Below are 16,828 nucleotides of genomic sequence, written 5' to 3' on the forward strand. Positions count from 1 at the left end.
TCTTTAAAGTAGGTTAATAAAAAACTAAGATTTATTGTATTCTAAGCTATCAAATATACTAAATGATATCAACACACTCCTATTACCCATAGTGTGTTTTGGTTGTAATGTACGATTACATAGAGGAGAGAAACATTTGTGTACCGTTTGCCGAAACCAAATACCACTCACCGACTTTACCTTTAACGAAGAAAACTCGATAGACCGTATTTTTTATGGACGAATTAACATAAAAAAAGGAAGTTCCTTTTTATTATTCACAGAAATTGGAATCGTTAAAAACCTTATCCATAATTTAAAATATAAAAACCAAGAGCAAATTGGTATTTTCATTGGAGAATGGTACGGTCAAATATTAGCTGAAAATAATTTTCTAAAAGATATAGACTACATTATTCCTGTTCCTCTTCATTCTAAAAAACTTAAGAAACGAGGCTACAACCAAGTAACTAAATTTGGCGAATGTTTGGCAAAACATTTAAACACTACGTTGTTAGAGAATGTTCTAATAAAAACAGCCAATACAAAAACACAAACTAAAAAGGGGCGTCTTAGAAGATGGCAAGAGCAAAAAAATCTTTATCATTTAACAAATCCTTTGGTGCTTACTAATAAAAAAATTCTTTTATTAGATGATGTCATTACAACAGGAGCAACAATGGAAATTTGTGCAAAAACTTTACAAGAAGCACCAGGAGTAACAATCTATATTGCCAGTATGGCTGTAGTTTTGTAATTTCTAATTTCATTAAATATGTTGTTTCTTTGTTGTTCATATTTTAAGGTAATGTTACAACGTATTTTAGCCTACTTCTTTTTTATCATCATAATTGCCGCATTTTATCAATGTGCTAGGAGAGGTAGCCCTACAGGAGGCCCAAAAGACATCGAAGCTCCAATATTGATTAAAGCAGAGCCTGAAAATATGAGCATCAATTTTTCAGAAAACAAAATACGTTTATATTTTAACGAGTATATAAAACTTAAAGATGTTCAAGAACAACTTATTATTTCTCCTCCCTTAAAATATACCCCCGATTTATCTCCTCAAGGTGGCGCTAGTAAATATGTAGAAATAACTATAAAAGATACTTTAAAAGAAAACACCACTTACACCCTTAATTTTGGTGAAAGTATTGTAGACAATAATGAAGGCAATCCCAATAGTTTTTTAACTTATATATTTTCTACAGGCACTTATATAGATTCTCTAGAGATTAAAGGCGTAGTAAAAGATGCCTTTAATAAAGATGCCGATACGTTCATTAGCGTAATGCTTTACGAAATAGATAGCGCTTACACGGATTCTACAATTTTTCAAAAACCACCTAACTACATAACCAATACGCTAGATAGCACCATAATATTCAACCTAAAAAACCTAAAAAAAGGAAACTATGCTCTTTTCGCCCTAAAAGACGATGCGAAAAACCATGTTTTTGACCAAAATACAGACAAAATAGGTTTTATTAAAGACACTATTTCCATACCCACAGATTCTATTTTTCTTTTAACTCTTTTTAAAGAAGTGCCAAATTTTGCTATGGCAGTACCTACTTTAAGCGCTAAAAATAAAATTACTTTTGGCTATTTTGGAGACGGGAAAAATAGTATTATAAAACCAATTTCTATCATTCCAGATTCGGTAGAGATTATGTTGCAAAAAGAACCTAAAAAGGATAGTATTAATTTTTGGTTTACACCTTTTGAGATGGACTCGCTTCTTTTTACAGTAACTAACCAGAAATACAAAACACTCGACACTTTTAAAATAAAGAGCCGAAAAATAGCAATTGATACTCTTACATTATCAGCAAATCATAGAGGCGCTATTGATCTGAATGATTCTTTTCATCTTACAGGAAACACCCCATTAATAGCCATGGATTCTTCTAAAATTAAAATGATTGATAAAGATTCCTTACCTATTAAATTTTCTGTTATTTTAGATACTCTTGAGAATGCCTTAGCTTTTAATTTTGAAAAAAAACCAAATCAAAGTTATCTTATTGATATTTTTCCAGGAGCAATAACAGATTTTTTTAATACCACTAACGACACTTTAAGTATTGGGTTAAAAACAAAGAGCTTAGCAGATTATGGAAACCTGAGATTATCTGTTGTAGGTACTAATTTAGAATTTCCTCTTATTGTACAACTAACCAATGAGAAAGGAGAAGTACAAAGGGAAATTTATGCTTTAGAATCGGAGGTTTTTGAGTTTAACCACTTAAAACCCGCTAAATATATGGCTCGTGTTCTTTTTGACTCTAATTCTAATAAAAAATGGGATACCGGTAATTATTTGCTGCAAATAGAACCAGAAAAGGTTAGCTATTATCCTGTTCCTATTGAAGTAAGGGCGAATTGGGAGTTAGAACAAACGTTTACGGTTTTAGATTAAAAGAATCACGGTCTTCTAAAAATTTTAGTTTGCCCCTTGTCTTTTCAATATGAGTTTTACTTAAGGTTGTGTATAAAGTTTCTTCCTTATTAGAAAAAACTAACGTATTTCCTAGATAATCGTATACAGCAGAATGCCCTGGGTATTCGTAGCCAGAGTTATCCTTTCCTATACGATTTACGCCAATACAATAGGCCATATTCTCTATAGCCCTAGCCTTTAATAGACTATCCCAAGCAAAAATTCTAGGTTTAGGCCAATTTGCAACGTAAAGTAATACATCATAATTTTCTGTATTTCTAGCCCAAACCGGGAATCGCAAGTCATAACATATTAATGGGCAAATACGAAAACCTTTATAATTTACTATTAACCGTTCCGTACCAGACTCATAAACCTTGCCCTCACCTACTAAAGTAAAAGTGTGTTTTTTATTATAATACCAATACTCTCCATTTGGACTTACAAAACATAACCTATTGTAATGTTTATTTAGCTCTGTAAAAGCTATACTACCAACGAGGGCGACATCATTTTCGTATGCAACTTTTTGCATCCAAGCAATGGTCTTGTTCCCCTCATCAATCTCTATAGAAGATGGATTCATTGTAAAACCCGTAGTAAACATTTCTGGTAATACTACAACATCCGTACTTTCCTTTAAAGCCTCTATCTTTTTTTGAATTAAAACTCTGTTTAATTCTGGGTTTTCCCATTCCAATGAAGTCTGTATTAAAGCAATATTTAGTTCTATATTCATTTTTTTATTTAATACCCATAAGACTACATTACGTAAAATACTTCTATAATAGTACCTGATGTTCTCCAGTATAAAAATAACCCAATAAACTTAATTTTAAGAAAAAATATTTACACCCATAAAATATTCCAAATCAAAACTCATTGAAAAAGGAAATATTACGCGTAAGATAATTCTTAAAAAATACGTGTTCTCTTTGCAAATAATTACTAAATTTGAGTATGGCCACTTCTACAACAGCAGAAAGGACATTAAACCAGCTTTTAATTAAAGATGTGCCAATCCCTATCGCAACTTTAGATAAAAAATTAAGGTTTCTTACATATTCCCAAAAATGGGTTTCTATGCATGGCTTAAAAAAAGGATTTAATGGATTACCTTTTTTTACAGTAATGAATAATTTACCAAAAGAATTTCTTCCAATTTTAGAAAATTGTTTACAAGGAAACTCCTATTCTAGTAAAGGAAAAAAATTCCTTTCTAAGAATGGAGAATATATTTCATTAAAATGGAATATTAACCCCTGGACTATAGCCAATGGCGATATTGGAGGATTAATTATTGTTTTAGAAAATGTTACCTCTTCCAAGAACAAAGAAGAATCATTAAAAGAAGCACAATTATTATCTAGAATAGGTAGTTGGGAAGTAAACTTGCAAGATTTTAAAGTTTCTTGGACAAAAATGGTAAATATTATACATGAACAACCTCATGATTATGTACCCCAAACCTACGAAGAATGTTTTAATCATTTTAAAGAAGGAAAACATAGAGACAAACTATACGAATTATCTAATCTAGCAATAACCAAAGGAATTCCATGGGATACCGAAGTTAAAATGATTACTGGAAAAGGTAACGAGTTATGGGTTAGAACTAAGGGGCAAGCAGTATTTGTAAATGGAAAATGCGTTCGGCTTTTTGGTGTTTGCCAAGATGTTAACGACCGTAAAATAGCGGAATTAAAGTATAGCGAACAAGCAGAAAGAACCCAAAGAGCAACTGCCGCGTCTAATGTTGGTATATGGGAATTTTATACTAAGGATAAATTTACCATCTGGGATGAAATGTGTTTTAAAATTCACCATGTTGATCCCAAACACACAACTGCCTATGAAGGCTGGGCTTCTTCTATTCATCCAGAAGATTTTAGTAGAGTATTAGAGGAAGCTTATTGGCTAAGTAAAGGAAAAGGTAATGGAATAATCGAATATAGAATACTACTAACAGATGGCTCCATTAGACATTTAAAAGCCGTAGCAACTTTCGTTACCAACAAAGAAAAGGGTAACAACCAAGCTATCGGTGTAATTACAGATGTAACCAAAGAAAAAGAATCTGCCAAAAGACTTAGAGAATTCTCTGAAATTACCCGCGAACAAAATAATAGTTTAAGAAACTTTTCGCATATGGTTTCACATGATTTACGCTCACACGCAACTAATTTATCCATGGTAACTGGGTTTTTATTAGATGAGAAGGATGAAAATGAAAAGTATAAATTAATGGGCATGCTCAAAGAAGCAACGGAGAGTTTAAACAGTACTGTACATAATTTAAATGAGGTTGTACAATCTAGCTCTAACGTATATGAGCAATTAATTCCTATAGAATTAAAATCTGTGATAGAGACTGTTATAAATAATATAAATGTTCTATATAAAGAAAAAAAAGCCAGAACAATTATTAATATTCCCCCTACTGCTAAGGTTTTAGCAGTACCTGCTTATTTAGATAGTATATTATTAAATCTTTTTACTAATAGTCTAAAATATTCTGCAACCGACCGACCACCAATCATAGAAATAAATGCCATAAAAAATGAAAAATATTTAGAGTTAACTTTCAAGGATAATGGGAAAGGCATAGACTTAAACAAGTTTGGAGGCAAAATATTTGGTATGCACAAGACTTTTCATCGAAATAAAGATGCCCGAGGAGTAGGTTTATACATTACTAAAAACCAATTAGAAGCTATGGGCGGAAATATTTCTGTAGAAAGCAAGGTAGATTTTGGCTCTACATTTAAATTAATTTTTAAAACTCCTTAAAAGAAAATCAAATGGCAAAAACTAACTCTGTATGTATTATTGATGACGATTCCATTTTTGTATATATCGCGGAACGTTTAATGAAAGAGTCTAATTTTTGTGAAAAAATCATAGTTTTTGAAAATGGAAAACAAGGGATTGAGGGTTTAATAGAAATTGATAAAAGTAAAAAAGAAATGCCCTCTATAATTTTTTTAGATTTAAGCATGCCAATAATGAGTGGTTGGGAATTTTTAGACAGTTTTGCAAATACCCCAATTTCTAATAAAGAAGACCTAAAAATTATTGTAATGAGCTCTTCTATAAACCCTAATGAAATTGAAATGATTAAGGCCTTACCAATGGTTACAGCTTATATAGTAAAGCCTATTACCCCTTCTGACCTTGAAAAAATTATTACAATGTAATTGCTCTTTTACGGACTTTTAAATAGAATTTGACATCTATAAAACCTACTTTCCTATGCCGATAGATAAAAAGCAATAGGTGTTTTGTAGGAATAAAACTACCCCAATTGTTTTATGAAATATTAATATGCCCTACAAAGATGGTTGGGAGTTTTTGGAAGAGTTTATCGACTTGCCAAAATACACTAGAAATAACACCCAATTATACATCATTAGTTCTTTCGTTAGCCCAGAAAACATTACTAAATCTAGAAAACATGAGGTTGTAAATGGCTATATTACAAAGCATTTAACTATGGAGAATATTCATTATATATGCTTTGCTCATCGTGAAAACAAAATTAATTATGATATCCAGGAGAATAATCGTCAGGAGCTACTTGCGGATTATGGATAGTACCACTACCTCCTGTATCATTTGTAATTATCCATTCGAAGAAAATATATGTAGGATTTCCTTTTAGCACATTAGATTTACGTACAGCCCGCCCGTCTTCAAACTCATGGTTGGTACCAGAACCATCTTCTCCTACTACACCAAAAACATCGATTACAGTTCCAAAGGCATCTAAAAGAACTAAATTATCATCTCCGTTAGAATCTGCAGGGCCATTAGCACCAACTTCTAAATCTGGAAAAAAACCATAAATAGAATTAAAATCTTCTGCATGTGAAGCCAAAACTAGTGTGCTATTAGGTTCTATTATCAAACCAGACAGATCAACTTCAGAGCTCACTTCTGTATTACTATTCGTAAATCTTTGAAGCAACCAACCTTTTAATGATAAGGAAGTTTCTCCTGAATTGTATAATTCTACATATCTACCAGAGCTGTTGTTATCTGGGTCTGCTAATTCCGAAATAAAAATAGAGGTTGATGTAAATTCATCTACCATTTCTTCACAACGTTCCTCAGAAAAACTTATATCCTCTAATCTTCTAATAATTAATTGATAATTTTTAGTATCTCTAGATAGAACACCTGTAATAGAACCTCTTAAGCTTGGCATTATTTGCTCCTGAAAATCAGAATATCCACTGTTCCGTACGAACAATTTATTACCCTCGCAATCTTCTAAAGAACGGTCTGTTTCTTCTTTTTTTTCTGCAAAGCTTAAACCTAGTATCTCTTGGGAAAACTCTACATCGTTAATGGTAATTAACGTATTCAATAACGTGTCATTTATTTCTGGAATAGTAATCAATTTAGGCTTTAGTTCCTTTGCCTCTGTACAAGACAAAAACAAATGTTGTTTTAAAGATAATGCAGGTAATCTTCCAACAGATACATTCCCAAATGAAGTAAAAACACCACCAATTTTATAAACCCCTCTACTCTTCCCAAAATACAACCCTTTCAATTTTATAACTATTCTAGAACCCTCAGGATAAAACAAATGAGAATCTTGAAGCTCAATTTCTATTTGTATTCCATGCTCTGGATTTTCATACTTATCCTGACAATGGAGTACACTAAAAAAATTACCCTCTTTATCTGACGATATAACAACAGCCTCTAAAATAAGATTTTCTTGAATTTGAAACACCTGACCCACATACCTGTTTTTTAAATCTTCTATAGTAATATTTACTTCTAGACCATCCTTACATAGTTTATCTGGGACATCAAAATTTTTATCTGCTACGCAATTACTAAGTAGCACAAAACACCCAATTAAAAAAGAATACAGTAAATCATTTTTTATATTAACCATCCTCTATTCTTCATATTTAAAAACTAATTGCAAAGTTTAAAAAATAAGTTCTCCCGTAGCCATACCAATATTTTGGAGCAAAGGAAGGAGAGCCACTTAGGTTATCCTTTTTCAATTGACCGTAATTTCCGTTTCTACTTTGTTCATAACCTCCTGTACGGTAGGAGGTGTTGAATAAATTATTTAGACTTACAAATACACTTATATATTTACCATTGCGCAACCAAGATTTTCCTCCTATAACATTTAAAAGATAAAAGCTATCTAAAGGTTTTTGAGCCAATAAATTTTCCACATTCTCACTTGTTGCATCATTAAATTCTTCTCCTGTTTCTGGATCTAAATAAAAACTATCCGTTCTTGTAATGGTAGATATATTGGCATAATTATTTCCTAAAAAATTAGCACTTAAACCTACCCACCAATATTTAGGGTCTCTATAATTAATCCCTAATGCCAATGCCTTTTGTGGACCCTGCGCTAGCTTATAGTTTTTTAATTTAGCTCTTCCCAAATCTATTCTACCTATAGTATTTATTAGTTCTTCCTCTGCATCTGCCGTATCAAAATTTATAGACACATTTGGGTTACTAGCATAGGTGTATTTTGCCAAAGAAAGCACTCCTGTTAATTTCACAGAGGAAGATATTTGATACTCCATCCCAATTTCTGTCCCCATATGTAACTTGTCCAAGCCCGTAAGTACTTCTTGTACAAAATCTGACCCAACACCAGCATCTACATAAAAAAAGTTAACATCCGTAGTGTTTTGAAAACGGGTGTAAAAACCTGTAATTCTTCCTGTAAGTTTAGGCAAGCGAACAAAATAACTCATATCTACCGTGGAAATGTTCTCCGTTCCTATACTAGGCACTATTTGGTTATTCTCTCTTGGATTAATAAACATATTTTGCATCATAGGAGGTCTCTCTAGAATAGCACCCTGCAGGGTGACCCAATTCCTTCCATTAAACTTATAGGTGAAACCCGTTTTAATACCAATACTAGAAAAAGTAACCTTTTTACTTTTACCTATAGATGAGTTTATAAAACGTTGATTTTTAAAAAGTCCCTCTCTTTGGAAACCAGAAGCAGCATAATTCCCCGCAACAAATGCATTCCAATTTTTGGTTTTATATTTTAATTGACCAAACACCTTAACCTCCGATGCATGCAAGGCATAATTATAATTAAACAAATCTCCCGTGACCTTTTCATTATTTGCGTTCATATCATTGAGCGTATTAGAAAAAGCGTCTACATCTTTATGAAAAATAGCTCCTAAAAGGTCCTCAATTTTAGCATAATTATTAGACTGCAATCTTTTATAGTATATTCCAAAATCTAAATGTACCTTCTCATTAATATCTAGATTGCTCGTACTATTTAGCAATAGCCGGTTATCTTTAGTAACATCATCATATAAAATATAAGACGCCCCTGAAGTTGTATTTAAATTTGCCGTATACAAATTATCCCAGTCTATTTGAGGGTCTAATAAAAAGTCTTCCTTTGCTTTATTAGCACTATAAAAATTTGCCCCGATGGGGCTATTAATATAAAAACTCGGTAAATATCTGTAATATGTTTTATCGGGATTAGGAGCATTATAATAACCTAATCTACTTTTTGCTCTACCACCTAACTGATAGGATATGCCAGTATTTATTTGCACCTTATCTGTTTTATAAAAATGATTAAACAGAAGTAAAGGTTCTTGGATTCTCCGCTCCCTAGAATTTCTAATTTTACCATTTTGCTTTCCCCAATATGGATTGTATTTATTGCCAGCCATATTAAAAACCTCTTCCGTTATTGCAGAAGAACTTCCTCTTCTATTAGAAGCTAAAAAAGCAGTAAGCAAAAAATGATGCTTGGTGTTTAATTGATATTCCAATGCTCCGAAAACAGAAAAGGCATCATACAAAGTACCTTTAGCATATCCGTTTTTGGCCCACCTTCTTGAACCAGACACGCTATAAGCAATACCTTTTTTATTTATTTTAGAAGTATAAGTCGCCATAAACCTCCCACTATATGTTCTATTAGATGCCGAAGAAGATAACCTTAAACCAGACCTCATGCTCGAGGGTCTTGTATCTATATTTGTGGCGCCTAGAATTCCTCCAAAAGTAGAAGAAGCCGATTCTAAGCCATACGAGAATTCTTGGTTCCGAGTTACATCATTTAATCCTCCCCAGTTATTCCATTGTGGTCTTCCATCTATTAACTTATTCATTAGCAAACCATTAATTAAAACTTCTCCGTTTTGAGAGTCATAACCACGAACTCTAAAAAATGCCTGTCCAAAATCGAATGCTGCTCTATTCAAAAAAATATCTTTCGTAGCTTGCAGTATACCAGAAGTTATAGACTCCCCTTGGTCATCCGCTAAATCAGAATCTGTTAATGAAACTAAATTAGTACTCTTCTCTATAGTAATATCTGGTTCTAAATAAATAATCCCTAAATCTATGGAAGCGTCCTTATATTCAATCGGTATTCTTTTAATTAGATAGTCTTTAGCAATAATTCTTAAAACAAAATTACCTTCCTTTTTTAAGATAATTTGAAAATCATCTTTATCAGATAAAAATGTAGAGTTATTGGCACCTTCTACTTCTATAAAAACATTTTTTATCGCGTCTTTATTCATTGAAGATTTCACAATCCCAATAACTTTTGGATGCTCTTGAGCCTTCATATATTGAAACATAAGAAGGCCAAGCGAAATAATAAAATATCGCATTTTAGATTGGTATGGTTAGTATCAACTCTTCTTTAAATATAGTAATAATCCTTTTAACATGTATGAAAAGTCTTCAACATCAATATTTTATCGATATTTACATATTAATATTTTAGCTATGGATTTTAAATGTATATTCTTATTCTTCCTAATATCTTGTAGTGGTTTTTCCCAAAATAAAACCACATTCCAAATACGAACTATAGCCTTTTATAATGTAGAAAACCTGTTCGATACCCTTAACGACTCCCTAACCAGAGACGATGATAGAACTCCGGACGGAAAGGACCAATGGACACAAAAACGTTATTTAAAAAAAATTGAAAACACCTCTAAAGTAATCGAGGAAATTGGTGCAGAAACTACTAATACTTCTCCTGATATTATTGGATTATGCGAAATAGAAAACCTGCAAGTACTACAAGATTTAATAATGCATCCTAATTTAAAAAATAAGAATTACGGTATAATACATTTTAATTCTCCGGATGAGCGAGGTATTGATGTTGCTTTTCTTTATAAAAAAAATGCTTTTCTTCCCGACTCCTTTGTAAGTCATAGATTATTACTTTTTAACAAAGAAGGATATAGAGACTATACAAGAGACCAATTGGTTGTTAGTGGTCTGTTAGATAATGACAAAATTCATTTTATTGTTAATCATTGGCCTTCTAGAAGCGGTGGTGAAGTTAGGAGTAAACCTAATCGTTTAGCTGCCGCTAAACTAAATAAACGTATTATAGATTCTATCTCCAAGATAGAGCCAAATGCCAAAATAATAAGCATGGGTGATTTTAATGACGACCCAATAGACGAAAGTCTAAAATTAGTTTTACAAACCAAAGGGAAAAAGAAAAAATTAGAAGAAGGTTCTCTTTATAACCCTATGGAGAAATTATTTAAAAAGGGAGTAGGCACCCTCGCTTATAGAGATAAATGGAATTTATTCGACCAATTTTTCATGACAAAAACTATAGTAGCTCCTTTAAATAAAGAGTATAAATTTTGGAAAACGGGTGTTTATAACCCTCCCTATTTACTTACATCAAAAGGAAGATACAAAGGATACCCATTACGAACTTACGCAGGAGGAAGTTATACTGGCGGGTACAGTGATCACTTTCCAGTGTATCTTTATTTAATTAGGAAGGTAAAATAAGCAATATTATTACGCCAACCATTGCCCCCAAGGAATTCTACTTAAAATAAGTACTAAACCTAAACCGTAAAATATAGCAATACTTTTAAATTTTTTATCTCCTTCAACAAACTTCTTATGACGAGACCAACCAATAGTAATAAGTACTAGAGCAATTATATTTATAAAAGGATGCTCTACTGCTAACAATCTAGCTGATGCTGTTAAGCCTCCCATACCAAATTCTTTTATAGCGTTTAATCCACTTGCAGAAACAAAATATAATATTAACCCTACTAACAGTTGAATATGGCATAGAATCATTGCAAAAAGACTTAAACGTAAATCTTTGCCCATATTAAATATTTTTTTACCAACTAAACCAATGATAGCATTAGCAACTGCTAAAAATAAAACAGCTAATGTAACATAAGCTAAATAAGAGTGTAATGTTTTTACAATTTCCATAGGGTTTATTTATTCGATAAAAATAGTGAATTATATTTACTCCCAAGTGTTTATTGCTGGTGATCCTCCCCAAAGTAATGTCGCCAAATAAGGATTGTCAATAAATGGATTCCTATTTCCTTGCGCTCCTTCTATAAACATATTTCTTTGTTGCTCAAATGTTGATACTGGATCTAAAACATTCCACTCTAAGAATAAATTAAGATTCCCGACTTTCTCAAATGATTCTTGATATCTAATATTTACATACATCACCATACGAGCTACGTCTCCGCGCCAATCATCCCCAGGGTACCATTTTTCATTACTTAAAGAATATGTGCCGCTACCTACCGTATAAGAGAAATTACTTCGGTCTTCATTCACTATGGCATCGCAAGAACGCAAATGATGCAAATCCGTAACAGCATCCTCAGATACTAATTTAGACTGTGGGTAAATATGTTCTGTATTATACGTTTGTGTACTATAAGGGTTAGAACCAGATGTATACTCTTTCCAATACCTACTTTCACCAGAATACATAAGAATTACATTGTCCGAATTACTTTCATCTGCATCTGCATTGTATAAATGACTATGTCTTTGACTGTAAGATAATATGGTAGTATGGTTCGTTACCGTATGATCCTTTAATAAGGTATAATTTACTTCTGCATTATCCGTAAATTGTAAATCCCCGTAATAATAAGTCAATTCTGAAGGCACATTAAAACTAGTTCCTTCTAAAACAGATATTGTAATAATCCCTGTAACACAACTTGCCACTGCATCATCATCACATAGAGAATATTCTATGGTATCCTCTCCTGTAAAACCATTTGGCGCAGTATAACTTATACTACCATTTGCATTTAATTCCGCTGTACCTAAAGTAGCAGTTGTATTAATCGCGGTTAGCTCACTGTCATCTATAAGCTCGTCATTCTCTAATAGGTTAGAAATTAATACAGAGGTGTTTTGTACTATCAAAACTGTATCATTACTAGCCACAGGTGTCCCTTCATCGGTCACAGTAATTTCAACCGTTGCTGTAGAGCAATTTGGCGTAGTTTCTTTATCGCATACTGTATAGGCAAAAGTATCTACACCTGTAAAACCATCTACAGGTTGATAAGTATATGTGCCATCTCTATTGTCCACCACTGTTCCATTTTGGGCAGTTGTTGCATCTATACTCGTTATTCTGGAAGCACCAATATTTTGATCATTAGTTAACACCCCAGAAATTATTGTGTCCTGATCCTCAATAGCATTTATCTGATCATTTACTGCTACTGGTGGGTCAACAGCTACTGGAGGTACAATTGGCGTTTCTGTACTATCACTACTACAACCACAAAGTATCAAAACAAGACTAACTAAAAAATATGCTTTCTTCATAAAATAAATGTACAAAAAAACCTCCATCATTAGGATTGATGGAGGTTTTTGTTTTATTAAAAAAAAGTTCTAGTTAAGAACCCATACTCCTTCTGATTTGATAAGTATAATACTCTCTGTTCCGTTAGAACCATTATAAATATCAAAGGTTACTACATACTTTTGTCCATCAGCAGCACCAGAATCTAAATTATCTAAAACAAAACTAAATGCTTCCGCAAGCATATCATCTGTCCATTCTGCAGCGTTACCTGGTCTTCTATCAAAATTACTGTAATTACCAACACTCCCTGTTTGACTAGGGTATTTATTAGCTAATGAAGTTGCAACTAAAGTATAATCCGCCGCGGTAATAGTATATTTAATAGTATTATCTGGCACCCATGTAGTTCCGTCATGACCAAATTGAAGTGTTTCTAAAGCTTCATTATCATATTTTACAAAAACAGAACCATCAAAAACAAAATTACTGGTATAACTTTTTGTAACACCATTACCTTTGTACAACTCATACATTGCCCTTACAACATCTCCTGTACTTTTAGGATTATATTTATAAACATCTAATAATTTTATAGGCATTTTGGCAGCAGCTTCATCATGACTAGTAAAATTAGGATAACTTTCTCCCATATCATTGTACTCGCTTTCAGTAAAACCAGTAATTTTCGTCCACTCTCCATTTTCAAAAGCAAAGCCGTCTGTTAAGGTACTAGATCCTCCTGAGTAATATACATATCTTAATGAAACAAAATCTCCCTCAGATGGAGTAGAATAAGTAGCTTCTAAATAATTTATTATGTGATAACTTTTATCAAAATTACCATACGTATTTCCTGTAATAGCATCATGTTCTTCTGCTGATAATTCGTAAACATTTTCACTATACGTTTCTACCTTACTATACCTTTTATAGGTTATTAATGCAGATGAACCTTTACCAAGTACAGGATATGCATCTGTAAGAAATGCGGGAAGCATAGATTTTGCGTCGTCTACCGAACTAAAATTACCATAACTTAAATCTAAAGCTTTATAATCATCATCAGACAAGGTAAGCTCAAAATCACCTACCACCGTTTCTTCTGTAACACCAATTTCCTCATAAGTATCTTCTAAAGGATCACAACTTGTCACTATACCTCCTAGTAAAACTGCGAATAAATAAAATATTTTTTTCATCGTTATTTTTTTTAAAATTTAACTTTTAGGCTAACACTATAAGTTCTACCCGATCCATAATACACATATGCTCCAGATGAACTACCATCTATATCATTTGAATCCGAAATATAATCTGTATCAAATAGGTTATTAATTTTTCCGTTTAAAGTTGCATCGAAAACACCAATATTAAAACCATGACTTAAACCTACATCTACCAAACTATAAGAAGGTACTTCCCAAACATCTGGCAAATCTTCACTACCTCTATTTGTAACGTCATATGAAGAATACATGTCCCCTGCAAAGTTAAAATCTACATACATTTGAGACTTATGGGCAATCTTATAATTTGCCCCTAAAGCAAAAGTTGTTTGTGCTGCATCACCAACCTTTAAACCATCAGCAAAAATTTCTAATGGGTCTCCTATTTGGTCTCCTGCTTCATCTCTTATAATACCAGACACATTGCTTTTCCATTGCCAATCCCCAATAGAAGCCATACCAGTCAGAGATAACTTATTTGATAAATTATATTTAAAATCTATCTCTATCCCTTGGTGAAGTGCATCCATCCCTAATAGATTCGCATAGAATCTCTCTTGAGTAGTATTATTAACCGTTGTTGAAGACAAAAACTTATCTAGCCATTTTGTATGGTATACATTAACATTTGCTGAGAATTTTTCACTTCTATAGCCATATCCTAATTCAAAACTAAATACATTTTCATTTTCAGCACCGTCATTTAGCTCCAATGTATCATCATCTTGAAAAGCAGCATCCATAAAAGGAGCTTTAGAGAAATAACCCACATTTACAAATACATTATTATTATCATCTAAATTATAGTTACCACCACCTTTAATGCCATATCCTAAAAAGTTAACATCATCAGATTTCCTTGCGTTATCAGGAATATCTGTACTCATAAATTCCTCTTTGCTGTAATTAGTATTCGATACATCTGTTGCTACAAAGAAATTTAGCTTATCACTAACTTGATATTCAGCTTGCAGGAAAAGACCTGAACGCAATACTATTCCATCATAATCTTTATTATATCTATCACCAACTTTTAAGGCTTGACCATACGCTTTGGTATTTGTTTCATTATCAAGAAAAAATTGCCCTCCTAATAAATCATCAACTTCGTACCAATGTGAACCAACATAATAACGAGCATCTAATCCTCCTGATATTACAAGGTTATCGTTTACATGGTTTTTGTATGACGATAATACGCCATACCATTTATGTGAGTTTCTAGAAGAAGAAACAATGTCACTAGACCCTGCAGTACCATTACTTATGTTTTCTTGAATAATTCTATCAAAATCAATAGGTTGATCTATACCACCTATTCTATAATCATCTGAGCCTATCTTAGAGCCTTCATCTCTACGACCTCCACCTTGACCAAAAGAAGCATAAACGGCTGTTGACAAAACAGAGTTATCACTAATCTCCCAAAAGTGATTTAAAGATATTTGAGGTTTGTGATAAAAATTATAAGACTGGTGATACACCTCTCCATTTTTATATCCCCAATCTTTATTAAACTTTTTTGGTCCAGATTCTGTACTTAATAATTCTGATATTTTAGAACGATTATATCTTTGACCATGTTCTTGTTGCGCACCAAATGCACTAAATGATATCCTATGAGAATAGTTAATTTGTTGAGATAAATTAATAAAATAATTAAACCCATTAAACTCTGTTCCATCTACATAACCATCTCCAGAAATTTTTGATGCACTTACAGTAGCTGCAAATCCTTTTTCTGATAATCCTGTAGAATATGTCATTCCATATTTTAAATATCCATCATTTGCTATTCCCGTATAGAAGTTACCACCTTGCTCAGCATCTGTAGTTTTAGTAATAATATTGACTGTACCACCAATAGAAGGAACAGCTACTTTAGAAGCTCCTAGCCCTCTTTGCACTTGCATAGATGAAGTTACGTCTCCTAAACCTGCCCAATTGGACCAGTACACAGCACCATTTTCCATGTCATTAACAGGTACTCCGTTAATCATTACAGCCACGTTTTCAGAACTAAAACCTCTAATATTAATTCTACCATCTCCATAACCACCACCTCTTTTTGTAGCATATACACCTGGTGTTGATTTTAATACTTCTGGAAATTCCTGAGTACTCAATTTTAATTCAATATCCGTTGCTTTTAAAGTAGAAACAGCAACCGGAGTTTTTCTATCTACTGCTACAGAAGCAACTACTAGAACTTCAGATAAACCAACAGAGCTAGATGCTAATTCTATTTTTCCTATATCTCCTTTAGCAGAAGGAATTTCCTTACTAAGATAACCTAAATAAGAAATAACAATAGTTACATCTGCTTCTTTTACTTCTAAAGAAAATTTACCATCGAAGTCGGAAACAACTCCTATAGTCGTTCCTTTTACAATTACACTTGCTCCTGGCAATGGGTCTCCGAAGTTTCCGTCTACTACCATTCCGGTAATAGTTCCTTGTGAAAATGCAACAGCAGTCATTAAAAAGGCTACTAATGCGAAATACATTTTTTTCATTTTTCTAATGTTTGAATTTGTCATTATT

General features: G+C 32.6%; 13 protein-coding genes. 6 read left to right on the forward strand and 7 right to left on the reverse strand.

Annotated elements, in window-relative coordinates:
- Positions 1 to 34 precede the first annotated feature (34 nt).
- Both QZZ51_RS01770 and QZZ51_RS01775 read left to right on the forward strand, forming a co-directional pair.
- On the forward strand, positions 35 to 736 hold the full coding sequence (locus QZZ51_RS01770; RefSeq protein WP_291865036.1) for a ComF family protein: 702 nt from the start codon (positions 35 to 37) through the stop codon (positions 734 to 736).
- 51 nt (positions 737 to 787) lie between these two features.
- Positions 788 to 2,404 (forward strand): Ig-like domain-containing protein, encoded by a 1,617-nt coding sequence (locus tag QZZ51_RS01775; RefSeq protein ID WP_291865039.1) that lies wholly within the window; start codon positions 788 to 790, stop codon positions 2,402 to 2,404.
- Here the strand turns inward: QZZ51_RS01775 and QZZ51_RS01780 are convergent.
- Complete coding sequence (locus QZZ51_RS01780; protein WP_291865041.1) at positions 2,388 to 3,164, reverse strand: nitrilase family protein; 777 nt, start codon at positions 3,162 to 3,164, stop codon at positions 2,388 to 2,390. The two genes, QZZ51_RS01775 and QZZ51_RS01780, sit on opposite strands and share 17 nt — an antisense overlap.
- 221 nt (positions 3,165 to 3,385) lie before the next feature.
- Here QZZ51_RS01780 and QZZ51_RS01785 point away from each other — a divergent pair, with 221 nt between their 5' ends.
- The 3 genes from QZZ51_RS01785 to QZZ51_RS01795 all read left to right on the forward strand — a co-directional run bounded on the left by QZZ51_RS01785 (position 3,386) and on the right by QZZ51_RS01795 (position 6,019).
- Positions 3,386 to 5,215: a PAS domain-containing protein gene (locus tag QZZ51_RS01785; RefSeq protein ID WP_291865044.1), complete on the forward strand. Its 1,830-nt coding sequence runs from the start codon at positions 3,386 to 3,388 to the stop codon at positions 5,213 to 5,215.
- 11 nt (positions 5,216 to 5,226) lie between these two features.
- On the forward strand, positions 5,227 to 5,622 hold the full coding sequence (locus QZZ51_RS01790; protein WP_291865047.1) for a response regulator: 396 nt from the start codon (positions 5,227 to 5,229) through the stop codon (positions 5,620 to 5,622).
- A 127-nt stretch (positions 5,623 to 5,749) separates the two neighbouring features.
- Positions 5,750 to 6,019, forward strand: coding sequence for a hypothetical protein (locus QZZ51_RS01795; protein WP_291865048.1), 270 nt, complete (start codon positions 5,750 to 5,752; stop codon positions 6,017 to 6,019).
- Here QZZ51_RS01795 and QZZ51_RS01800 read toward each other — a convergent pair.
- Positions 5,964 to 7,337 (reverse strand): DUF5689 domain-containing protein, encoded by a 1,374-nt coding sequence (locus QZZ51_RS01800; protein ID WP_291865051.1) that lies wholly within the window; start codon positions 7,335 to 7,337, stop codon positions 5,964 to 5,966. The genes QZZ51_RS01795 and QZZ51_RS01800 overlap by 56 nt on opposite strands.
- A 16-nt stretch (positions 7,338 to 7,353) precedes the next feature.
- Complete coding sequence (locus tag QZZ51_RS01805) at positions 7,354 to 10,086, reverse strand: TonB-dependent receptor (RefSeq protein ID WP_291865054.1); 2,733 nt, start codon at positions 10,084 to 10,086, stop codon at positions 7,354 to 7,356.
- 118 nt (positions 10,087 to 10,204) lie between these two features.
- On the opposite strand from QZZ51_RS01805, the gene QZZ51_RS01810 reads away from it, so the two are divergent.
- On the forward strand, positions 10,205 to 11,245 hold the full coding sequence (locus QZZ51_RS01810; protein ID WP_291865056.1) for an endonuclease/exonuclease/phosphatase family protein: 1,041 nt from the start codon (positions 10,205 to 10,207) through the stop codon (positions 11,243 to 11,245).
- A 9-nt stretch (positions 11,246 to 11,254) separates the two neighbouring features.
- Here QZZ51_RS01810 and QZZ51_RS01815 read toward each other — a convergent pair whose 3' ends face one another.
- The 4 genes from QZZ51_RS01815 to QZZ51_RS01830 all read right to left on the reverse strand — a co-directional run.
- Positions 11,255 to 11,692 (reverse strand): hypothetical protein, encoded by a 438-nt coding sequence (locus QZZ51_RS01815; protein ID WP_291865059.1) that lies wholly within the window; start codon positions 11,690 to 11,692, stop codon positions 11,255 to 11,257.
- A gap of 36 nt (positions 11,693 to 11,728) precedes the next feature.
- The gene (locus QZZ51_RS01820) at positions 11,729 to 13,075 is read right to left on the reverse strand and encodes an endonuclease (RefSeq protein WP_291865061.1); all 1,347 of its coding nucleotides are present in this window, start codon (positions 13,073 to 13,075) and stop codon (positions 11,729 to 11,731) included.
- A 69-nt stretch (positions 13,076 to 13,144) separates the two neighbouring features.
- Entirely contained in the window at positions 13,145 to 14,257 is a 1,113-nt protein-coding gene (locus QZZ51_RS01825; RefSeq protein ID WP_291865062.1) for a hypothetical protein, read from the reverse strand.
- An 11-nt stretch (positions 14,258 to 14,268) separates the two neighbouring features.
- Positions 14,269 to 16,828: carboxypeptidase-like regulatory domain-containing protein (locus tag QZZ51_RS01830; RefSeq protein WP_366511934.1), on the reverse strand; the 2,560-nt coding region annotated here is incomplete at its 5' end.

The organism is Maribacter sp. (assembly GCF_016744255.1).
Classification (GTDB): Bacteria; Bacteroidota; Bacteroidia; order Flavobacteriales; family Flavobacteriaceae; genus Maribacter_B.